General features: G+C 48.1%; 17 protein-coding genes. 6 read left to right on the top strand and 11 right to left on the bottom strand.

Annotation, left to right across the window (positions count from 1 at the left end):
• Positions 1-110 precede the first annotated feature (110 nt).
• The gene (gene fur, locus K0H60_RS08905; protein ID WP_011716738.1) at positions 111-542 is read left to right on the top strand and encodes a ferric iron uptake transcriptional regulator; all 432 of its coding nucleotides are present in this window, start codon (positions 111-113) and stop codon (positions 540-542) included.
• A gap of 92 nt (positions 543-634) precedes the next feature.
• On the opposite strand, the gene K0H60_RS08900 is transcribed toward fur, so the two are convergent.
• The 10 genes from K0H60_RS08900 to sdhC form a co-directional block, all read right to left on the bottom strand.
• Positions 635-1,132 (bottom strand): GNAT family N-acetyltransferase, encoded by a 498-nt coding sequence (locus K0H60_RS08900; protein WP_041412603.1) that lies wholly within the window; start codon positions 1,130-1,132, stop codon positions 635-637.
• Positions 1,133-1,181: 49 nt separating this feature from the next.
• The gene (gene rnk, locus K0H60_RS08895) at positions 1,182-1,589 is read right to left on the bottom strand and encodes a nucleoside diphosphate kinase regulator (RefSeq protein WP_086904046.1); all 408 of its coding nucleotides are present in this window, start codon (positions 1,587-1,589) and stop codon (positions 1,182-1,184) included.
• A gap of 379 nt (positions 1,590-1,968) precedes the next feature.
• Positions 1,969-2,841, bottom strand: a complete 873-nt coding sequence (sucD, locus tag K0H60_RS08890; protein WP_011622417.1) for a succinate--CoA ligase subunit alpha — start codon at positions 2,839-2,841, stop codon at positions 1,969-1,971.
• On the bottom strand, positions 2,841-4,007 hold the full coding sequence (gene sucC, locus K0H60_RS08885; protein WP_011622416.1) for an ADP-forming succinate--CoA ligase subunit beta: 1,167 nt from the start codon (positions 4,005-4,007) through the stop codon (positions 2,841-2,843). Before sucC ends, sucD begins: the two co-directional genes overlap by 1 nt.
• 118 nt (positions 4,008-4,125) lie before the next feature.
• The gene (gene odhB / locus K0H60_RS08880) at positions 4,126-5,322 is read right to left on the bottom strand and encodes a 2-oxoglutarate dehydrogenase complex dihydrolipoyllysine-residue succinyltransferase (RefSeq protein WP_011622415.1); all 1,197 of its coding nucleotides are present in this window, start codon (positions 5,320-5,322) and stop codon (positions 4,126-4,128) included.
• Between the two features lie 48 nt (positions 5,323-5,370).
• Entirely contained in the window at positions 5,371-8,190 is a 2,820-nt protein-coding gene (sucA, locus tag K0H60_RS08875) for a 2-oxoglutarate dehydrogenase E1 component (protein ID WP_220057903.1), read from the bottom strand.
• 214 nt (positions 8,191-8,404) lie between these two features.
• Positions 8,405-9,112 carry a succinate dehydrogenase iron-sulfur subunit gene (locus K0H60_RS08870; RefSeq protein WP_011622413.1) on the bottom strand — a complete coding sequence of 236 codons (708 nt, stop codon included), beginning with the start codon at positions 9,110-9,112 and terminating at the stop codon, positions 8,405-8,407.
• A gap of 11 nt (positions 9,113-9,123) precedes the next feature.
• Positions 9,124-10,890, bottom strand: a complete 1,767-nt coding sequence (sdhA, locus tag K0H60_RS08865) for a succinate dehydrogenase flavoprotein subunit (protein WP_011622412.1) — start codon at positions 10,888-10,890, stop codon at positions 9,124-9,126.
• Positions 10,891-11,238 carry a succinate dehydrogenase, hydrophobic membrane anchor protein gene (gene sdhD / locus K0H60_RS08860; protein WP_011622411.1) on the bottom strand — a complete coding sequence of 116 codons (348 nt, stop codon included), beginning with the start codon at positions 11,236-11,238 and terminating at the stop codon, positions 10,891-10,893. It abuts the gene before it with no gap.
• Entirely contained in the window at positions 11,232-11,627 is a 396-nt protein-coding gene (gene sdhC / locus K0H60_RS08855) for a succinate dehydrogenase cytochrome b556 subunit (RefSeq protein ID WP_220057902.1), read from the bottom strand. Before sdhC ends, sdhD begins: the two co-directional genes overlap by 7 nt.
• Before the next feature lie 416 nt (positions 11,628-12,043).
• On the opposite strand from sdhC, the gene K0H60_RS08850 reads away from it, so the two are divergent.
• The 4 genes from K0H60_RS08850 to K0H60_RS08835 all read left to right on the top strand — a co-directional run bounded on the left by K0H60_RS08850 (position 12,044) and on the right by K0H60_RS08835 (position 21,010).
• Entirely contained in the window at positions 12,044-13,330 is a 1,287-nt protein-coding gene (locus K0H60_RS08850) for a citrate synthase (protein WP_011716732.1), read from the top strand.
• Positions 13,331-13,616: 286 nt separating this feature from the next.
• The gene (locus K0H60_RS08845) at positions 13,617-14,681 is read left to right on the top strand and encodes an efflux RND transporter periplasmic adaptor subunit (RefSeq protein WP_011716731.1); all 1,065 of its coding nucleotides are present in this window, start codon (positions 13,617-13,619) and stop codon (positions 14,679-14,681) included.
• A 12-nt stretch (positions 14,682-14,693) separates the two neighbouring features.
• Positions 14,694-17,957: an efflux RND transporter permease subunit gene (locus K0H60_RS08840; protein WP_220057901.1), complete on the top strand. Its 3,264-nt coding sequence runs from the start codon at positions 14,694-14,696 to the stop codon at positions 17,955-17,957.
• A complete protein-coding gene (locus K0H60_RS08835) occupies positions 17,954-21,010 on the top strand; it encodes an efflux RND transporter permease subunit (protein ID WP_220057900.1) in 3,057 nt (1,018 codons plus the stop codon). The genes K0H60_RS08840 and K0H60_RS08835 overlap by 4 nt, the downstream gene beginning before the upstream one ends.
• 185 nt (positions 21,011-21,195) lie before the next feature.
• On the opposite strand, the gene yqfB is transcribed toward K0H60_RS08835, so the two are convergent.
• The gene (gene yqfB, locus K0H60_RS08830) at positions 21,196-21,528 is read right to left on the bottom strand and encodes a N(4)-acetylcytidine aminohydrolase (RefSeq protein ID WP_220057899.1); all 333 of its coding nucleotides are present in this window, start codon (positions 21,526-21,528) and stop codon (positions 21,196-21,198) included.
• Positions 21,529-21,795: 267 nt separating this feature from the next.
• Here yqfB and K0H60_RS08825 point away from each other — a divergent pair, with 267 nt between their 5' ends.
• Positions 21,796-22,014, top strand: coding sequence for a DUF2986 domain-containing protein (locus K0H60_RS08825; protein WP_220057898.1), 219 nt, complete (start codon positions 21,796-21,798; stop codon positions 22,012-22,014).
• Positions 22,015-22,125: the final 111 nt, after the last annotated feature.

Genomic DNA, 22,125 nt, shown 5'->3' with positions numbered 1-22,125 from the left:
ATATAGACCCATAAAGCTAGAACAAAGGTTTAAGTTTTTAATTTGACCCCCTATAATGGCATTCACTATCCACGGATGAACCTATTGGTTCTGCAATCAAGAGATTAGCAATGACAGATGGAAATCAAGCGCTCAAAAAAGCCGGTTTGAAAATCACCCTGCCACGAGTCAAGATCCTCGAACTGATGCAAGGACCTGAAAACCAACATATCAGTGCAGAAGACTTATACAAGAAACTGCTCGATTTAGGTGAAGAAATTGGTCTAGCAACAGTTTACCGTGTATTAAACCAGTTTGATGATGCCGGTATCGTATCTCGCCACCACTTCGAAAGTGGCAAGGCGGTATTCGAGTTATCGACTCAACACCACCACGATCACTTAGTGTGCCTTTCTTGCGGCAAAGTGATTGAGTTTTCAGACGAAGTGATTGAACGTCGCCAAGACGAGATCGCCAGCAAGTACAACATTAAACTGACCAACCACAGCTTATATTTGTACGGTCATTGCACTAACGATAAGTGCGATCATAACGACGAGTAAGCAGATTTAGCTCAATCTGGATATCAACCAGACAAGCCTAATAAAAAACCAGCCATCTAGGCTGGTTTTTTTATCGAAACGCTCAAGCACTGTTAGAGCACCTTCGCGTACACATTCACTTTATGCCCCATAAACTCGCTAGGTTCACGCCAATGCATGCCTATGCGTTTAGCAACGCCTTCAGAGCCAATGTTACCCTCTAGGATCAAGGCAATGATTTGCGTAATACCAAACTGCGGAAACACGCTGATTGCCGCTTGAGCAGCTTCGGTACCAATCCCCTTGCCCCAATACTCGGGAAAATAGCGATAGCCAATTTCGACTTCGTTATATTCAGGAATAAACTTTGGCCCGCAAAAGCCAATCACTTTATTATCGGCTTTATGCTCGACGGCCCAGCGACCAAATCCACGCTGCTGATAATCCTGCGAAATCACGTTATGGAACAGTTCACGTGCCTGCTCACGCTCAGTAAAAGGCACGGTTGGAATGTATTTCAACATCGCAGGGTTACTGTTCATCAAATAGAGGGCATCGATATCCTGCTCGGTAAATGGTCTGAGTATTAAACGCTCTGTTTGTATAATCATTTTGGCTTCCTTCATATTGCCCTCTACACACTAATATCCAGCGCTGCGATTAACGGTGGAAGTCACCGCTACGCTCTGGCTGATAAACGATTTCTTCGATACGCACTTTGACCATTGAGCCACCTGGGCCTGGCCATTCGATTTCATCCCCTTGGGATAAACCCAATAAGGCACTGCCCACGGGAGCGAGGATAGAAATGGTGCCCTCACCTGCCGCATCCTTGGGATAAACTAACCGTAAGCAGAAGGTATCCTGACTGGATGACACGCTAAATTTCACTTCAGAATTCATCGTCACCACATTACCGGGCATCTGCGCTGCGGGCACAATGTCGGCTCGGTCGAGTTCCGCCTCCAATGCCGCGCGCCCTGGGAAGGCGTTCGCCGGTAATGACTCCAATAGACGCTCGAGTCTTTCTAAATCGATTTCTGAAATAATGATCTTTGGTGTTTTCACAGTCTTTCCCTCGTGTAAATAGATGTCCCTTAGGGTTAAACATCTGTGCTGGCCTATCCTCCCCCAATGGGATAAACCGATATAAAAATACGCTCGCAGCTTAACGCCGCAATCGCGTGATAATTAAGTACAAGATTTATTGCTGAACAGCCGTGGTGCCATAAGCGCAGGGCTTAGGGTTGTGGCTCTACTAATGCATTCGCACGTCAATCAGGTGATGACGCTCGGTAGAGAGGCTCAATCTAACCCTTTGTAAATAAAAATGCTAGCCTGCGCGGTGTTAGCTTTGCCCACTCTCACACTTTAGTGCTCGACACTCGCTAACAGACGCGCAATAAAAAAGGCGCCTTAGGCGCCTTTTCGTGTGTTAACGGTTAGATTACCAACCCGTTTTAGCACGCAGCGCTTTGCCGATATCCGCTAACGAGCGGACAGTTGTCACGCCCGCTGCTTCTAATGCAGCAAATTTGTCAGCAGCAGTACCTTTACCGCCAGCAATGATCGCACCCGCGTGACCCATACGTTTACCAGCAGGAGCAGTTACACCCGCGATGTAAGACACAACTGGTTTAGTCACGTTAGCTTTGATATAAGCAGCCGCTTCTTCTTCAGCAGTACCACCGATTTCACCGATCATCACGATGGCTTCAGTCTGTGGATCGTTTTGGAACATTTCCAATACGTCGATGAAGTTAGTACCTGGGATTGGGTCACCACCGATACCTACGCAAGTAGATTGGCCGAAACCTTCGTCAGTAGTTTGCTTAACCGCTTCATAGGTCAGCGTACCTGAACGAGAAACGATACCCACTTTGCCTTTTAAGTGAATGTGGCCTGGCATAATACCAATCTTACATTCACCTGGGGTGATAACACCTGGGCAGTTAGGGCCGATCATGCGAACGCCAGTTTCTTCTAGCTTCACTTTCACTTCCAGCATATCCAGTGTTGGGATACCTTCAGTGATACAGACGATCAGCTCGATACCACCGTCGATTGCTTCAAGGATGGCATCTTTACAGAAAGGAGCAGGAACGTAGATAACAGAAGCGGTTGCACCAGTAGCAGCGACAGCGTCTTTCACAGTGTTGAACACTGGCAGACCTAAGTGCTCAGTACCGCCTTTACCTGGAGATACACCACCAACCATTTGCGTACCGTAATCGATAGCTTGTTGAGAGTGGAAAGTACCTTGACCACCGGTAAAGCCTTGGCAGATTACCTTGGTATCTTTGTTAATTAATACAGACATTATTTGCCCTCCGCAGCTTTAACTACTTGCTCAGCCGCATCAGTCAGACTGTTAGCTGCAATGATATCAAGACCTGATTTAGCTAATACTTCACGGCCTAATTCAGCGTTAGTACCTTCTAAACGCACTACAACTGGCACTTTAACGCCAACTTCTTTAACAGCGCCAATGATACCTTCTGCGATCATGTCACAACGTACGATACCACCGAAGATGTTAACCAGAACGGCTTTCACATTGCTGTCAGACAGAATGATCTTGAATGCTTCAGCAACACGTTCTTTAGTCGCGCCACCACCTACGTCGAGGAAGTTAGCTGGCTTGCCGCCATGCAGGTTAACGATGTCCATAGTACCCATCGCCAGACCAGCACCGTTCACCATACAACCTACGTTTCCGTCCAGCGCAACATAGTTCAGTTCGAACATTGCAGCGTGAGCTTCACGGGCGTCGTCTTGAGATGGATCGTGCATTGCTTTGATTTTTGGTTGACGGAACAGTGCGTTACCATCGATACCAATTTTACCGTCTAAGCAGTGCAGGTTACCTTCAGTGGTGATAACCAGTGGGTTGATTTCCAGCAGAGCGAAATCGTGGTCAACAAACATAGTCGCCAGACCCATGAAGATCTTGGTGAATTGCTTCATTTGAGTTGGGTTTAAGCCCAGTTTGAAGCCAAGATCACGTGCTTGGTATGGTTGAGGACCAGTCAGTGGATCGATGATCGCTTTGTGAATGAGTTCTGGCGTTTCTTCGGCCACTTTCTCAATCTCAACACCACCTTCAGTTGACGCCATGAACACTACGCGACGGGTAGCGCGGTCAACTACTGCACCTAAGTACAGTTCGTTAGCGATGTCGGTGCAGCTTTCTACTAAAATTTTAGCAACCGGCTGACCTTTCTCATCTGTTTGATAAGTCACCAGATTTTTGCCTAACCAGTGTTCGGCAAAGGCTCTGATTTCTTCTTTATCGCCAGTGACTTTAACGCCACCCGCTTTACCGCGGCCGCCTGCGTGTACTTGACACTTAACAACCCATAAATTTCCGCCAATACGGCCTGCCGCTTCTACAGCTTCTTGGGCTGTATCACATGCAAAACCTTCTGACACTGGTAAACCATATTCGGCAAATAGGGATTTTGCCTGATACTCATGCAAATTCATGATGATCTATCCGTATACTTCTAATCAAATCCAACTGGCCCCACGGGGCCAGTCACGAGGGTATGTCTGACGCTTGTCTTTAACTAACAGGCTAAACTTTATCGTTTAGCGCGTTAGATTATAGGTCAAGTAGCAGACGAGTTGGGTCTTCCAAGAAGTCTTTAATGGCGACTAAGAAGCCAACTGACTCACGGCCATCGACAATACGATGGTCATATGAGAGAGCTAGGTACATCATGGGCAGGATTTCAACCTGACCATTGACTGCCATTGGGCGGTCTTTAATGGCGTGCATGCCTAAAATCGCGCTTTGTGGCAGGTTTAAAATTGGAGTAGACATTAACGAGCCGAATACACCACCGTTAGTCACAGTGAAGTTACCGCCAGTCATATCAGCCACAGTCAGCTTGCCATCTCGGCCTTTGATCGCCAGATCGCGTACTGCTTTTTCGATATCAGCTAGGCTCATGGTATCGGTGTCACGCAGTACTGGGGTGACCAGACCACGAGGAGTCGATACTGCGATGCTGACGTCGAAGTAGTTGTGGTAAACGATATCGTCACCGTCGATTGACGCGTTCACTTCTGGGAAGCGTTTCAGTGCTTCAGTCACCGCTTTCACGTAGAAAGACATGAAACCTAAACGGATACCGTGGCGCTTTTCAAAGATATCTTGGTATTGCTTACGGATATCCATGATTGGCTTCATGTTCACTTCGTTGAACGTCGTGAGCATTGCAGTAGAGTTTTTCGCTTCTAATAAACGGTTAGCGATAGTCTTACGTAAACGTGTCATTGGAACACGTTTCTCGCTACGACCAGCAGCGAGTGGTTGTACCGCAGGAGCCGCTGGAGCTGCAGCCGCTTTAGGTGCAGACTTGATAAAGGCTTCGACGTCTTCTTTAGTGATACGGCCACCGACACCAGTGCCCTTCACTTTGCTCGCATCAACATTGTGCTCAGCCAGTAAACGACGTACTGATGGGCTTAATGCATCGTTAGACTCTTCAGTCGCAGCAGCGGCAACAGGTGCAGCAGCTTCGGCTTCGGCTTTAGTCACTTCTTGACCAGAAACCGCACCCGCGATGAACTTAGCAATCACTTGCTCGCCCAGAACGGTATCGCCTTCTTGGAACAGGAATTCACCGATGTGACCATCTTCTGGTGCAACCACTTCCAGTACGACTTTGTCAGTTTCAATATCAACCAGATTTTGATCACGAGAAACTTGCTCACCCACTTTTACGTGCCAAGTGGCGATAGTTGCATCGGCAACAGATTCTGGCAGTACGGGTACCTTGATTTCGATACTCATGAAAAACGATCCTTTTTTATAAAATGTCTATTACTACAGTCTTAGCTATTACAGCTTTAGGGCACTGTTCACTAAAGATTCTTGTTGGTGAGCATGCAGCTCAGGGTAACCACAGGCTGGTGCAGCAGATGCTTCACGGCCAGCATAGGTCAGTTTTGCACCCGCAGGGATAGCAGCCCAGAAGTGATGTTGGCTAGAGTACCAAGCCCCCTGGTTTTGCGGCTCTTCCTGACACCATACAAAATCAGTCACATGTTGGTAGTCAGCTAAGGCTGCAACCATTTCTTCATGTGGGAACGGATATAACTGTTCGACACGGATTATTGCGATGTTATTGATGTTTTCTTTACGGCGTTTTTCCAGTAGCTCGAAGTACACCTTACCGCTACAGAACACGACGCGATCGACTTTGCTCGCTTCTAACGTATCGATTTCACCGATCACGTTTTGGAAGGTGCCATTAGCCAATTCTTCCATGCTAGAAACCGCTAATGGGTGACGTAGCAATGACTTAGGTGACATCACCACCAGTGGACGGCGCATTGGGCGCACCACTTGGCGACGCAGCATATGGTAAACCTGTGCTGGCGTTGATGGCACACACACTTGCATGTTGTGGTTAGCACACAGCTGCAAGAAACGCTCTAAACGGGCGCTTGAGTGTTCTGGACCTTGACCTTCGTAACCGTGTGGTAACAGCATGGTCAGACCGCATAGACGGCCCCACTTCTGCTCACCTGACGACAGGAACTGGTCGATAACCACTTGAGCACAGTTAGCGAAGTCGCCGAATTGGGCTTCCCAAATCGCCAGACCACCAGGCTCTGCTGTGGTGTAGCCGTATTCGAAGGCCAGTACTGACGCTTCAGACAATACTGAGTCAGTGATGTCGATTGGACCTTGGTCTTCAGACAGGTTGCGCAGTGGCATATAGGTGGTTGCATCGTTTTGGTTGTGCAGAACCGCATGACGGTGGAAGAAAGTACCACGGCCAGAGTCTTGACCAGTAATGCGAACGCGCTTGTTGTCTTCAAGAATCGTGGCGTACGCTAAGGTTTCAGCAAAGCCCCAGTCGAGTAATTTCTCACCTTTTGCCATAGCAACGCGATCGCCGTAAATCTTAGCAACGCGTGAATGCAGTGGGTGGCTCTCTGGCACGTAGCTCAGCTTATCAGCGAGATTTTGCAGACGCTCAAGTGGTAGAGATGCTTGATACGCTTCGTCCCACTCACGGCCAATGTAAGGAGTCCAATCCACTGTGTGCAGTGTCATTGGGCGCCATTCTTTCACCACACAGTCACCTTGGTCTAAGGCGTCACGGTAGGTGTTGATCATGCTGGTCACTTCATCAGCGCCAATGCTGTTTTCGGCGATCAGTTTGTCAGCGTAGATCTTACGTGGCGTTGGGTGTTTCTTGATCTTGGCATACATCAATGGCTGAGTTGCACTTGGCTCGTCAGCTTCGTTGTGGCCATGACGGCGGTAACACACTAAGTCAATCACCACGTCACGTTTAAACTCGTTACGGTAATCAACAGCAAGCTGAGCAACAAAGGCAACGGCTTCTGGATCGTCAGAGTTCACGTGGAAAATCGGTGCCTGAACCATCTTAGCGATGTCAGTACAGTATTCAGTTGAACGCACATCGAAGTGGTTTGAAGTGGTAAAACCAACTTGGTTGTTTACCACGATGCGGATGCTGCCGCCCACTTTAAAGCCACGGGTTTGAGACATGTTGAATGTCTCTTGCACGATACCTTGACCCGCAATTGCAGAGTCACCGTGGATCGTGATTGGCATCACCTGTAAACCGTCTTTACAACCACGGCGGTCTTGACGAGCACGTACAGAGCCCATGACCACAGGGTTAACGATTTCAAGGTGAGATGGGTTAAAGGCCAGTGCTAAATGCACATTGCCACCCGGCGTTTCGAAATCTGAAGAGAAACCTTGGTGGTATTTTACGTCGCCTGAACCGTGGGTATCGGCGTGCTTACCGGCGAACTCGTCAAACAGTTCGGCTGGACGCTTACCTAACACGTTCACCAGTACGTTTAAACGACCACGGTGAGCCATACCAACGACGATTTCTTTCGTGCCCGCTTCACCTGCGCGGTAAATGATTTCGCGCATCATAGGGACTAACGCATCGCCGCCTTCTAACGAGAAGCGTTTTGCACCAGGGAATTTAGCGCCTAAATATTTTTCAATGCCTTCAGCAGCATTTAGGCCTTCGAGAATGCGGGTCTTAACGCTTTTATCGTAGTTGGCTTTACCTAAGGATGGTTCGAGACGTTGTTGGATCCAACGCTTCTCATCGGTATCGGTAATGTGCATGTATTCGGCGCCAATCGAACCACAGTAAGTGGCTTTTAGCGCTTTGACTAAGTCAGCCAGCTTCATGGTTTCGCCGCCGTGGGCGAACGAGCCAGTGTTGAACTCACGTTCCATGTCTTCTTTGGTCAGACCGTGGAATGCGGGATCTAAATCGGCAACAGGTTCACGTTTCCACAATTCTAACGGGTCGAGGTTAGCCCCTTGGTGACCACGGAAACGGTGGGCGTTGATCAGCTGTAGCACTTTAACTTGCTTAGCATCCAACTCAGGATCGGTCACACGAGCTGCGCTCTTATGACGTCCGTCCATCGCTAAACTGCGAAAATAATCACGTACTTTGGAGTGAGCCGCTTCAGGCGCGTCTTTAGAAGCACCGTTCACCGGAGGGAGATTATCAAATACCGCACGCCAATCGTCAGAGACTGACAGTGGGTCTTCTTGATAGGCTTCATACATCTCTTCTACGTAGGTCGAATTTGCACCACTTAAGTGAGATGATTCGAGCCAGGCTTTCATGATGCCTTGGTGCATTGCTATTCCTTTCAAACTTTATACACGTGCTTAGCCATAGTTTTTATATGCAATCTCAAGCAATTACCTTCGATGCATAAATTTTGCCGCCCCTAGATATCCAGATTTCACGGCGCGTTGTCTTCCATTACATACACAAAAGAGCCACCTTCTATACCCAGAAAGTGACTCTTCGAGAGCTATATTATTATTGATTTAAGCTCGGGTTCTCGCATTACACAGCTCGCTTAAGCAGCATTGACTTAATGTGACCAATCGCTTTAGTCGGATTAAGTCCTTTTGGACAGACGTCAACGCAGTTCATGATGCCGTGGCAACGGAACACGCTGTAGGCGTCGTCCAGCTCAGAAAGACGTTCTTCTGTCGCTGTATCGCGGCTGTCGATCAAGAAACGGTAAGCGTGTAGCAGACCGCTAGGACCGATAAACTTATCAGGATTCCACCAGAACGATGGGCAAGCCGTAGAACAACATGCACACATGATACATTCGTACAGACCATCTAAATGCGCACGCTGTTCTGGTGACTGTAAATGTTCACGGGCAGGCATTTTCTCATCGTTGATGAGGAACGGCTTGATCTTCTCGTACTGCTTGTAGAACTGAGTTAAATCAACCACTAAGTCACGTACGACTGGCATACCTGGCAGTGGACGAATTTCCAACTTCTTACCTTTGAAGGTAGAGATTGGCGTAATACAAGCCAGACCGTTTTTACCGTTCATGTTCACACCGTCACTACCGCAAACACCTTCACGGCATGAGCGACGGAACGCTAACGTTGGGTCCTGTTCTTTTAACTTGATCAGTGCATCAAGCACCATCATGTCAGAGCCTTCAGCCACTTCAAGGCTGTAATCCTGCATGTAAGGTTTTGTATCTACATCAGGATTGTAACGATAAACTGCAAATTCCAATTTCATCTTTGCAACTCCTAGTAGGTACGTTTCTTCGGCGGGAATGCTTCACGTAACTTAGGCGCCATATTCACAGCACGACGGTCCATAGTTTCAGTCACAGGGTCAAACAAGGTGTGACATAACCAGTTATCATCATCACGCTCTAAATAGTCTTCACGTGAGTGAGCGCCACGGCTCTCTGTACGGAAGTTAGCGGCATAAGCGGTGGCAATTGCCGTCGCCATCAGGTTGTCTAACTCTAAACATTCAATACGTTGAGTGTTGAATTCACGAGAGTTATCAGACAACTTGGCATTTTCTAAACGCTTACGGATAGCTTTTAACTGCTCTAAACCTTCTGCCATTGCATCGCCACGGCGGAATACAGAGAAGTTTAATTGCATGCAAAGTTGTAAATCTTTACGGATTTGCGCTGGATCTTCGCCAGACTTGTTGCTTTCCCAGCGGTTTAAGCGTGCTAAAGTCGCTTGAATTTCCGCATCGGTCGCATCTTTTGGATCCGCAGTCTCATCGAGTGCTTTACCTAAGTGTTGACCCGCAGCGCGGCCAAAGACCACTAAGTCGAGCAGAGAGTTACCGCCTAAGCGGTTAGCACCGTGTACAGACACACAGGCAATCTCACCTACTGCGAATAAACCAACCACATCTTGCTCGCTGCCGTCGTCATTCTTACGAATAACTTGACCGCTCACCTTCGTTGGCAGACCACCCATCATATAGTGACAGGTTGGCAGTACTGGGATTGGACCATCGGCCGGGTCGATATGCGCGAAGGTACGAGAAAGTTCACACACGCCTGGTAGACGGGCTTCTAAGGTCTCTTTACCTAAGTGATCGAGTTTCAGTAAGCAGTGTGGGCCTAATGGACCATCTAAACCACGGCCTTCACGGATTTCAGTCATCATAGAACGTGCTACCACGTCACGAGATGCTAAGTCCTTCGCGTTTGGTGCATAACGCTCCATGAAACGTTCACCGTCTTTGTTCAGCAGGTAACCGCCTTCACCACGACAACCTTCAGTCACAAGTACACCCGCGCCAGCGATACCAGTTGGGTGGAATTGCCACATTTCCATATCTTGCATCTGAACACCAGCACGCATCGCCATACCAACACCGTCACCGGTATTGATGTGTGCGTTTGTGGTTGAGGCGTAGATACGACCTGCACCGCCAGTGGCGAGTACAGTGGCTTTGGCTTTGAAGTAAACGATTTCACCGGTTTCGATTTCAATCGCAGTACAACCTACGATGGCACCGTCTTGGTTTTTCACTAAATCGAGGGCATACCACTCAGAAAACACTTGAGTTTTGTGTTTAACGTTCTGTTGGTATAAGCAGTGAAGCAGTGCGTGACCAGTACGGTCTGCCGCCGCAGCGGTACGCGCCGCTTGTTCACCACCGAAGTTTTTAGATTGACCACCGAAAGGACGTTGGTAAATCTTACCGTTATCGAAGCGAGAGAATGGTAAACCCATGTGCTCGAGTTCAATAATGGCTTCTGGACCGGTTTGACACATAAATTCGATAGCGTCTTGGTCACCGATAAAGTCGGAACCTTTTACGGTATCGTACATGTGTTGTTCCCAATGGTCTTCATGGGCGTTACCTAACGCAACGGTGATACCACCCTGCGCAGATACAGTATGAGAACGGGTTGGGAATACTTTAGATAAAAGCGCACAGCTCTTACCTTCTTTAGAAATCTGTAATGCTGCGCGCATACCGGCACCGCCGGCACCAATCACTACAGCATCAAACTCACGTACTGGAATACTCACTTAGACACCCCACACAATAACAATGCCGGCCGCCAGATAACAAAAGACGGTGACGACGAAGGTGAACTGTAAAACACCGCGTAACGAAGTGCACTTGACGTAATCCGTCAATACTTGCCATACACCAATCCAGGCGTGAACAAGCAGTGCAACCAGCGCAAGCAGGGTAAACACTTTCATTGGCAGAGCGCTAAACAGGCCGTGCCAAACGTCATAGGTGAGAGGGGAACTACATGCAATAAAGCCAACCATGAAAATGGTGTAACAGGCGAGGATTACTGCACTAGCGCGTAGTAGAATAAAGTCATGAACACCACTGCGTCCAAAACTTGCTGCATTGGTTACCATACCCATAACCCCGCTAAAATTGAAAAGGCTACCGTCAGTACAAATACAGCTTTCGCTGAGGCGGTGCCCGAAGCCAACTCTTCCCAACGACCGGTATCCATTACTAAGTGGCGTAGGCCACCGAATAAGTGATAGGCCAGTGCAGTCAAAATGCCCCACATGATGAACTTCACGATGAAGTTATCAAACAGAGATTGTACGCCTGCGAAACTTTCAGCGGAGGCTAAAGATGAATTTAGCAACCAAATAAGAATGCCAACAGCGAACAGCATGATGACACCGGATACACGGTGAAGAATTGACACAATCGCTGTTGCAGGAAAGCGAATGGTCTGCAGATCTAAATGGACAGGTCTTTGCTTTTTCACGTTCTGCTCACTCAGCTCCATTGAGCATTTTTTTTGTTATGTGAACCGCTTTTGTACAAACTTTAAACCGAGGGGTAAATCAAGGCAAAAGTAAACACAAAAGCAAAGTTTAAACAAACAGATAACTATTTGAACACTCACTTATTTAACATGTAAACAAAGGGTGTTTTAACATCATCGTTTGCAGCCCTTATTAGGCGGAGGCAAGTATACTCGCGCGAAATGTCAAATACAAACATCACAGAATGCAAATTTTGTTTTTTTAAGGATATTTTCACCTAAGTGCCAGCTGCACCAAGGAAAGTAAAGAGATTTATACCATGGTCTAACAAATTTAAACGCTTATTTAAATTGAAATGTGATCTAGAATGGCTGTAAAGTAATGGCGGTTTGACATGCCGCACTCACAGATAAGAACGAAGTAAGGAGAACGGGGTATGGCTGATTTAAAAGCCAAATTAGAATTACCAGGGAACGACTCGATAGAATTGCCAGTAAAGCAAGGATCCGCTGGTTTTGACGTAATCGATATCAGTAAACTTGGCAGCAAGGGTTACTTCACTTTTGATCCAGGTTTTCTCGCGACAGCCTCCTGTGAATCTGCAATTACCTATATCGATGGCGATCAAGGTATATTGTTACACCGCGGCTATCCAATCGAGCAACTCGCCGTTGACTCAGATTACTTAGACCTGTGTTACCTGCTGCTTTACGGTGAACTGCCGACGAAAGAGCAATATGCTGAATTTGTACACACAGTAAAAACCCACACTATGGTTCATGAGCAACTCGCCTTCTTCTTTAGAGGTTTCCGTCGTGATGCTCATCCTATGGCGATGTTATGTGGTGTTACTGGTGCATTGTCTGCATTTTATCAAGACTCACTCGATGTCAACGATCCTCGCCACCGCGAAATCGCCGCGTATCGCCTAGTCTCCAAAATGCCAACGATTGCCGCTATGTGCTACAAGTACTCTTCTGGCCAGCCATTCGTTTACCCACGCAATGACTTAAGCTACGCAGGCAACTTCTTAAGCATGATGTTTGCCGTGCCTTGTGAAGAGTACAAGGTAAATCCAATCGTTGAACGTGCTATGGATCGTATCTTCATTCTACATGCGGACCACGAACAAAACGCGTCAACGTCAACCGTACGTTTAGCCGGTTCTTCAGGCGCGAATCCATTCGCGTGTATCGCTGCGGGTATTGCTTCTCTATGGGGCCCTGCACACGGCGGCGCGAACGAAGCTTGTCTACAAATGTTAGAAGAAATCGGTTCAGTAGACCGTATTCCTGAATTCATCGCCCGTGCGAAAGACAAGAACGACCCATTCCGTCTAATGGGCTTCGGACACCGTGTTTACAAAAACTTTGACCCACGTGCCAAAGTGATGCGTGAAACCTGTCACGAAGTGTTAAAAGAGCTGAAAGTACAAGATCCATTATTAGATGTGGCCATGGAACTTGAGCGTATCGCGCTGGAAGATGAGTACTTCATTTCGAAGAAACTCTATCCAAACGTCGACTTCTACTCTGGCATCATCATGAAAGCCATTGGTATTCCAACTAGCATGTTCACTGTACTGTTCGCATTAGCACGTACTGTGGGTTGGATTGCTCACTGGAAAGAAATGTTGGATCAACCTGGTCACAAGATCAGCCGTCCACGTCAGCTATATACTGGCGAGACTTCGCGTGATTTCGTAAGCCAAGATAAACGCTAATCGGCATTTATCGATTAAAAGCGCCCACTGGGCGCTTTTTTATTGGGATTTTCATACCCGCCCTTCACTATTCTTATCACTCCCAGCAACACAATCGTGAATGACCTCGCTTCAGCTTATTTAGCATTTCTCATCACTTTTTAAACTTTTTAGCTACATTTAGTGAGTTTGCCTAATCTACAACCTAACAAATTTACGTTAATCTACTGAAATTAATGTATTTTTAACTTTGGCATGTTTTCTGCTTTCAGATGGCATCACAAAAATGACAACAGGTAATACTCTTATGGAAAAGTCAACAATTGCTAAGTTCGCCCTACCCGTGCTGTTAGTGTCAATGTTAGCAGCATGCGGCGAAGAGGAAGTGGCTAAAAAAGAAGAACAATATGCCATTCCCGTCGAAACCACTACCGTGATGCAGGGTAATGTGTCTTCGTTTTATAGCACAACCGCCACCCTTGAAGCCCCGCAAGAAGCTAACGTCGTGAGCCGCATCGCTGGCCTTATCGAAGCGATTAATGTCGAAGAAGGTGACCGGGTGCAAAAAGGCCAAATCCTCGCGGTTATCGATGCCAAACGTCAGCAATACGATCTCGACCGCTCCGAAGCCGAAGTGAAAATCATCGAGCAAGAGTTAAACCGCTTGAAGAAGATGACCAATAAAGAGTTTATCAGTGCCGACTCCATGGCAAAGCTCGAATATAACCTGCAAGCCGCCATTGCAAGACGGGATCTTGCTGAATTACAAGTCAAAGAAAGCCATGTGGTTTCGCCCATCGACGGTATTGTTGCTAAGCGTTATGTCAAAGCGGGCAACATGGCGCAGGAATTTGGTGACCTCTTCTATATCGTCAATCAAGACGAGCTGCACGGGATTGTCCATTTACCTGAGCAGCAATTAACCAGCCTACGTTTAGGCCAAGAAGCGCAAGTCTTTAGCAATCAACAGAGCAAAAATGCCATCCACGCGAAAGTATTGCGCATCAGCCCTGTGGTCGACCCACAGAGCGGCACCTTTAAAGTCACCTTGGCTGTGCCCAATCAAAATGCGCATTTAAAAGCCGGGATGTTCACACGGGTCGAATTGAAGTATGACACCCATGAGAATGTGATCACTGTGCCCTACAGTGCCCTGATAAACCAAGACAATAAGCAAGCCCTGTATGTGATTGACGGCAGCAATGCCAACCGCCGCGAAGTCGAAATCGGCTACCGCGAAGGTGACTCGGTAGAAGTCGTCTCCGGTATCAAACCCGGTGAGCAAGTCGTGACCCGTGGTCAGCAGAATTTGAAAGACCAATCCTTAGTTGAAGTCATTACCCCACTCGATTTGGCCTCAGCGAAGAACTGATAGGAGTCTTTCATGTCAATCATCAGCACCTCAGTTAAACGGCCAGTCACGGTATGGATGTTCATGCTGGCCATTATGTTATTCGGTATGGTGGGGTTTTCGCGCTTAGCAGTAAAACTCCTGCCCGATTTAAGCTACCCCACCTTGACCATTCGGACCATGTACGATGGTGCGGCGCCCGTTGAAGTAGAACAACTGGTCTCAAAACCCATTGAAGAAGCCGTCGGCGTGGTGAAAGGCTTACGTAAGATAAGCTCTATCTCCCGCTCTGGCATGTCCGATGTGGTGCTTGAGTTTGAATGGGGCACCACTATGGATATGGCGAGCCTCGATGTGCGTGAAAAACTCGACACTATCGCCCTACCACTGGATGTTAAAAAGCCATTATTGCTGCGCTTTAACCCCAATCTTGACCCTATCATGCGCTTAGCGCTGTCGGTGCCTAATGCGTCTGAGGCTGAACTCAAGCAGATGCGCACCTACGCCGAGGAAGAGCTTAAACGCCGTTTAGAAGCCCTCTCAGGTGTGGCCGCGGTGCGTTTATCCGGTGGTTTAGAGCAGGAAGTGCATATTCAGCTCAATCAGGAAAAGTTATCCCAGCTCAATTTGAATGCCGATGACATTAAGCGTCGCATCAACGAGGAAAACATCAACTTATCTGCGGGTAAAGTGATCCAAGGCGACCGCGAATATCTGGTGCGTACCCTTAACCAATTCAATTCATTGGAAGAATTGGGACAAGTGATCGTCTATCGCGACGCACAGACCTTAGTACGTCTATTTGAAGTCGCGACTATTACCGATGCCTTTAAAGAGCGCAGCGACATTACCCGTATCGGCAGCCAAGAGTCGATAGAACTGGCTATCTATAAGGAAGGCGATGCCAACACGGTCGCGGTGGCTAAAAAGCTGCGCGATGAGCTAGTCAAAATCAACCAAGATCCTAAGCAAAACAAACTGGAAGTGATTTACGATCAGTCCGAGTTTATTGAGAGTGCCGTTAGCGAAGTCACCTCGTCCGCGTTGATGGGCAGTATTTTGTCCATGCTGGTGATTTACCTGTTCCTGCGCAATATTATCCCGACACTGATTATCTCTATCTCCATCCCCTTCTCGGTGATTGCCACCTTTAACATGATGTACTTTGCCGATATCAGCTTAAACATCATGTCATTAGGCGGTATTGCGCTCGCCATTGGGCTCTTGGTTGACAACGCCATTGTGGTGCTGGAAAACATCGACCGCTGCCGCAGCGAAGGCATGAGCAAATTAGATGCGGCAGTGACTGGAACCAAAGAAGTGGCGGGCGCGATTTTCGCCTCCACCCTAACCACACTCGCGGTGTTTGTCCCCTTAGTTTTTGTCGATGGTATTGCCGGCGCATTGTTCTCGGATCAAGCCCTCACAGTGACCTTTGCCCTGCTCGCATCACTCCTAGTGGCATTAACTTCGATTCCGATGCTCGCCTCCCGCGAAGGCTTTACAGCACTGCCTGAACTCATCAAGAAAACCCCGAAGGAGAAACCCACTACTAAGCTCGGTAAGTTAAAACACTACAGCGCGACGGTATTTTCCTTCCCGATTGTTTTGCTTTTTAGCTACTTACCGAGTGCATTGCTGACATTAGCGTTAGTCATTGGCCGCTTCTTCTCTTGGCTGCTTGGGTTAGTGATGCGTCCGCTGAGCAGTGGTTTTAACTTTGTTTACCACGCTATCGAGTCGGTTTATCACAAACTGCTGGCGATGGCGCTGCGTAAACAAGTCGCCACCTTGTTGCTGACCATTGGGATCACAGGCGCCTGTATCAGCCTGCTCCCCCGTCTTGGCATGGAACTCATCCCTCCGATGAATCAAGGGGAGTTTTATGTGGAGATCCTGCTGCCTCCTGGCACTGCGGTCGGTGAAACCGATAAAGTGCTGCAACAACTCGCGATGTCGATTAAAGACAGGCCGGAAGTCAAACATGCCTATAGCCAAGCGGGCAGCGGCGGTCTCATGACCTCTGATACCGCCCGTGGCGGCGAAAACTGGGGGCGTTTACAGGTCGTTCTGAACGATCACATGGCTTACCACCAAGTAACACAAGTGCTGCGTGACACCGCGCGCCGCATCCCTGAGCTGGAAGCTAAAATCGAGCAACCTGAACTCTTCAGCTTTAAAACCCCATTGGAGATTGAGCTCACAGGTTACGATTTACACTTGCTCAAACGCAGTGCCGATAATCTGGTTAAGGCACTTTCCGCCTCCGATCGCTTTGCCGATGTGAATACTAGCCTGCGTGATGGTCAGCCAGAACTCAGCATTCGCTTCGACCATGCTCGCTTAGCCGCCTTAGGCATGGATGCCCCCACGGTCGCCAATCGCATCGCCCAGCGCGTCGGCGGCACGGTCGCCAGTCAATACACAGTACGTGACCGCAAGATTGATATTTTAGTGCGCAGCGAACTGAATGAGCGGGATCAAATCAGTGATATCGATGCCTTGATCATCAACCCGAACAGCCCACAACCGATTGCCCTGAGCGCTGTGGCCGAAGTGTCATTGCAATTAGGTCCATCGGCAATTAACCGCATCAGCCAACAACGCGTGGCCTTAGTATCGGCTAACCTTGCCTATGGCGACTTAAGTGACGCAGTAGCCGAAGCGCAGCAAATTTTGTCGGCACAAGTGTTGCCCGCCTCGGTTCAAGCACGCTTTGGTGGACAAAATGAGGAAATGGAGCATTCATTCCAATCACTGAAGATTGCATTAATCCTAGCGGTTTTTCTGGTGTACTTAGTGATGGCGAGTCAGTTCGAATCGCTGCTGCATCCGCTACTGATCTTATTTGCAGTGCCCATGGCGCTGGCTGGTAGCGTGCTGGGGCTCTATATCACCCAAACCCATTTGAGTGTGGTGGTGTTTATCGGCCTTATCATGCTCGCGGGGATTGTGGTCAACAACGCCATCGTACTCGTGGATAGGATTAATCAGCTGCGCACCGAAGGCGTGGACAAGCCTGAAGCCATTAAGGTTGCGGCCAAATCTCGTCTGCGCCCGATTATGATGACCACCTTAACCACCACCTTAGGTTTACTGCCGATGGCCTTAGGTTTAGGTGATGGCTCAGAAGTCCGCGCACCGATGGCGATTACCGTGATCTTTGGTTTGAGCCTCTCAACCCTATTGACCCTGATTGTGATTCCAGTGCTCTATGCCTTGTTTGACCGTAAAGAGTTTACGCATACGGCCACAGAGCAAGACAACACGGCAGAAACTGCGGAGGCTCGCCTATGAACCTCACCCGTTTAGCGATAAAACGCCCTGTCACCACCAGCATGTTTTTCTTTGCTATCTTGCTGTTTGGTTTGGCTTCTAGTCGCCTATTGCCACTCGAAATGTTCCCCGGCATCGATATTCCACAAATTGTGGTGCAAGTGCCTTACAAAGGCTCAACGCCGGCGGAAGTCGAGCGCGATATCACTAAGGTGCTCGAAGAGTCCCTCGCCACTATGGGCGGTATTGATGAGCTGGAATCCGAATCCTCCCAAGAGGGTTCGGAAATCGAAATCAATATGAAATGGGGTGAAAACGTCGCCACAAAAAGCTTAGAAGCGCGGGAAAAAATCGATGCGGTGCGGCACTTATTGCCCAAGGATGTTGAGCGGGTGTTTATCCGCCAATTCTCCACCGCCGATATGCCAGTATTAACCATACGGATTTCGAGCGACCGCGAGCTCTCTGGCGCATTCGACTTGCTTGATAAACAGCTTAAACGTCCGCTGGAGCGGGTCGAGGGGGTGTCTAAGGTTAATCTCTATGGGGTTGAGCAAAAGCAGATTGAGGTCAGGATCAATGCCAACCGCCTCGCCGCCAGTGGCTATTCGGCAACCGAGCTACAGACACGTCTTGGCCGCGAAAACTTTGTGCTGAGCGCTGGCACTTTGCGGGAAAGTAATCTGGTTTATCAGGTGTCTCCTAAGGGCGAGTTTCGCAATCTAGAGGACATTAAAGCCCTAGTGCTATTGCCTGGGCTGACCTTAGGTGACGTTGCCGATGTGCAATTTGCGCTGCCTGAACGGGTCGAAGGGCGTCATTTAGATAAGCATTACGCCGTCGGTCTGGATGTGTTTAAAGAATCCGGCGCCAACTTAGTAGAAGTGTCTGACCGAGTGTTAAAGGTGATTGAGCTTGCCAAGCAAGATCAACAATTCCAAGGTATTCGTTTGTTTATCATGGAAGATCAAGCCTCTGGCGTAAAATCTTCCCTCTCGGATCTGCTGCTGTCGGGATTAATCGGCGCCTTACTGTCTTTTATCGTGCTGTATTTATTCCTGAGAAACTTCAAGATGACCTTGATTGTGGTGTCATCTGTGCCGATTTCGATTGGTATGACGCTAGCCGCTATGTATCTACTAGGTTACAGCTTAAACATTTTGTCGATGATGGGGCTGTTATTGGCGGTCGGTATGCTTATCGATAATGCGGTGGTGGTGACTGAGAGTGTGCTGCAGGAGAAACAAGGCAAAGATACTAAAAGTGTTCAAGACAATGAAAATGCGGTCATGACAGGGGTCGATAAGGTCAGTCTTGCCGTGCTTGCGGGCACTATGACCACGGCTATCGTATTTTTACCCAACATCTTTGGGGTAAAAGTCGAGCTCACCATCTTCCTTGAGCATGTGGCGATTGCGATTTGTATTTCGCTGGCGGCCTCACTATTGGTGGCTAAAACATTAATTCCATTGATGTTAACTAAGTTCCACTTCGATATCACGCCAGAGAAAGCGCCGGGTAAGTTGCAAAACTTCTACAATCGTAGCCTCAACTGGGTACTGCTGCGTCCTTGGCATTCTGGGCTGATTTCGGTGGCGATTTTAGTATCCACCGCCCTGCCGCTGTCGATGGTCAAACAGGATCAGGAGGATAGCCAAAGTAAGGAGCGCATTTACGTCAACTACCAAGTGGAGGGTCGCCATAACCTCAATGTGACCGAGGCAATGGTGAGCCAAATGGAAGAGTATCTTTATAATAATAAAGAGGAATTCCATATAGATTCAGTGTATAGCTATTATGCACCCGACGATGCTTCTTCGGTGATTTTGCTGAAAAAAGACTTGCCCATGCCACTGGATGAATTAAAGAAGAAAATCCGCAGCGGTTTTCCTAAATTCTCCATCGCTAAGCCTCAATTTGGCTGGGGCAATGATAACTCGGGCGTACGCGTCACGCTCACAGGTCGTTCCACCTCAGAGCTTATCCATTTGAGTGAGCAAGTATTACCCTTACTCTCCAATATCAAAGGGTTAGTGGATGTGCGCTCCGAAGTGAACGGCGCGCAGCAGGAAGTGGTTATCCGCATAAATCGTCAGATGGCGGCACGACTGGATTTAAAACTCAACGAAGTGGCCTATAGCATCTCAATGGCTCTGCGCGGTTCACCGCTGCGCTCATTTAGACACGATCCTAATGGGGAACTGCGTATCGAAATGGCCTATGAGAAGGAATGGCAAAAATCCCTCGAGAAGCTAAAACAACTGCCGATCGTGCGTATCGACCAACGTCTGTATACCCTTGATAACCTTGCCAGTATCGAGATCCAACCTAGGTTCGATACCATCAAGCACTATAATCGCCAAACTTCGCTTTCTATCGGGGCGAACTTAGATAATCTCACCACAGAGGAAGCGCAAACTAAGATCAAACAGGTGATGGAAAATGTGCGCTTCCCGAATGGTTATAACTATTCGCTGCGCGGTGGATTTGAGCGTCAGGATGAAGATCAGAGCGTGATGGCTATCAATATGCTGCTTGCTATCGCCATGATTTACATCGTGATGGCGGCGCTGTTTGAATCCTTGCTATTACCGACGGCGATTATCACCTCGATTCTGTTCTCGATCACTGGCGTCTTTTGGGCATTGCTGCTCACGGGCACTCCAATGTCGGTCATGGCCATGATAGGGATCTTGATTCTAATGGGGATTGTGGTGAATAACGGCATCGTATTGGTCGACCAAATCAACCAGATGACACCGGAGCTCGATAAGTTGTCGGACACCATACGCGAAGTCTGTATTACCCGTCTGCGCCCGGTACTGATGACAGTGGGAACAACCGTACTTGGCCTAGTGCCACTGGCAATGGGTGATACCCAAATCGGCGGCGGTGGCCCACCCTACTCGCCAATGGCCATCTCGATTATTGGCGGTTTGTCATTCTCAACGGTGACGAGTCTGTATTTGGTGCCATTATGTTACCAACTGCTCTACAGGATGCGTTATCGCGCCGCGGTGCGCCTAGGTGAATCGAACCGCATCGCCCAAAAACTCCTACCTTGGACGGTTTAACTAGTTAATGTTTGCGATATAAGTTCGCATTCCATTTGAAAGATAATAGGCTGACTTGTATCAAAACAAGCCAGCCTATTTTTTATAAGCAGCACTTAGGCAATAGCGTTAACCAATGGGTAAATCAGTAGGCTAAATCAATGGGCTAAATCAATGGACTAAATCAACAGGCTTAGTCAATTGAGTTAATTAATAGGGTGCGCCCTTGTATTCACAACACAAAAGCGAATTTGAAATAACTGCTCAAGGCCGGGATAAATCTCGTGGATCACTCGGCGCAGCTCAGGCAGCGTCATATTCTCCTGGGCAGCATGTTGCTCTGTCAGCGCCGAAAACAATACAGGCACAACCTCAATCACCTTGATATCACAAAACCAACGGTCAGCTTCGAAGGTCGATACCGGCAAAATTTGCCCGGCAAACACATGGGACTCGGCTTCATCCCTTAAGGTAATGGTCTTAGCCCCTGATAAAATATCCTGCTCGAAACGCTCAAAGAAAGTGATCTTAGTTAACAAGAGACCTCCACCTATTGCTTTTTAAAGCATTAAAAATTGATGACTATCAATACGTTAAATGGGTAACTCGCACTAATTTTGACATAAATAAAGTGCATTACCCATAAAAACGCCATATTCTAGCACGGCCTCGACCTCGCTCTAGATACAGCTTCTACGGCGCTGTAACAGCAAAACATGGAGAGATTGGCAATATTCAGTTAGAATCCAGCTTTAATTGAGCCACTGGACTCAGCCTGCATAGGCAAAAACCGAATTAGAGATGTTATGAACAAGAAGCAAAAGATCGTTAAGAAGATGGCTAAGCGCGAAAAAGCCAAACAAAACAAAATCGAGAAGCCCAAGGTGGGTGCAAAGCCGCGTTATATTTCTAAAGCGGAGCGCGCGCGTATCGAAGCCGAAACGCCAGAAGCCGTGGCTTTAGAAGTAGCGCAAGAGATCGCAGGTGTCGACGCTTCTAGCGCGGAAGATAAGGCTGCGAGCTAAGTCCCACTTCTCAGTGACGTGACTCTCGGGATGCTCTCACTCGCATAAAACGCTTTCGATTGAATGCGAATATGCAAAACATAAAGGCCACTTTTCAGTGGCCTTTATGTT

The organism is Shewanella mangrovisoli, assembly GCF_019457635.1.
GTDB classification, from domain to species: Bacteria; Pseudomonadota; Gammaproteobacteria; order Enterobacterales; family Shewanellaceae; genus Shewanella; species Shewanella mangrovisoli.
This window is presented reverse-complemented; position numbering and strand designations above follow the sequence as displayed.

Excerpts from the sequence above, each read along its gene's own strand:
- fur (WP_011716738.1), top strand. The coding sequence starts at position 111 with ATGACAGATGGAAATCAAGCGCTCAAAAAAGCCGGTTTGAAAATCACC.
- K0H60_RS08900 (WP_041412603.1), bottom strand. The coding sequence starts at position 1,132 with ATGATTATACAAACAGAGCGTTTAATACTCAGACCATTTACCGAGCAG.
- sucD (WP_011622417.1), bottom strand. The coding sequence starts at position 2,841 with ATGTCTGTATTAATTAACAAAGATACCAAGGTAATCTGCCAAGGCTTT.
- sucC (WP_011622416.1), bottom strand. The coding sequence starts at position 4,007 with ATGAATTTGCATGAGTATCAGGCAAAATCCCTATTTGCCGAATATGGT.
- odhB (WP_011622415.1), bottom strand. The coding sequence starts at position 5,322 with ATGAGTATCGAAATCAAGGTACCCGTACTGCCAGAATCTGTTGCCGAT.
- sucA (WP_220057903.1), bottom strand. The coding sequence starts at position 8,190 with ATGCACCAAGGCATCATGAAAGCCTGGCTCGAATCATCTCACTTAAGT.
- K0H60_RS08870 (WP_011622413.1), bottom strand. The coding sequence starts at position 9,112 with ATGAAATTGGAATTTGCAGTTTATCGTTACAATCCTGATGTAGATACA.
- sdhD (WP_011622411.1), bottom strand. The coding sequence starts at position 11,238 with ATGGTAACCAATGCAGCAAGTTTTGGACGCAGTGGTGTTCATGACTTT.
- sdhC (WP_220057902.1), bottom strand. The coding sequence starts at position 11,627 with ATGGAGCTGAGTGAGCAGAACGTGAAAAAGCAAAGACCTGTCCATTTA.
- K0H60_RS08850 (WP_011716732.1), top strand. The coding sequence starts at position 12,044 with ATGGCTGATTTAAAAGCCAAATTAGAATTACCAGGGAACGACTCGATA.
- K0H60_RS08845 (WP_011716731.1), top strand. The coding sequence starts at position 13,617 with ATGGAAAAGTCAACAATTGCTAAGTTCGCCCTACCCGTGCTGTTAGTG.
- K0H60_RS08840 (WP_220057901.1), top strand. The coding sequence starts at position 14,694 with ATGTCAATCATCAGCACCTCAGTTAAACGGCCAGTCACGGTATGGATG.
- K0H60_RS08835 (WP_220057900.1), top strand. The coding sequence starts at position 17,954 with ATGAACCTCACCCGTTTAGCGATAAAACGCCCTGTCACCACCAGCATG.
- K0H60_RS08825 (WP_220057898.1), top strand. The coding sequence starts at position 21,796 with ATGAACAAGAAGCAAAAGATCGTTAAGAAGATGGCTAAGCGCGAAAAA.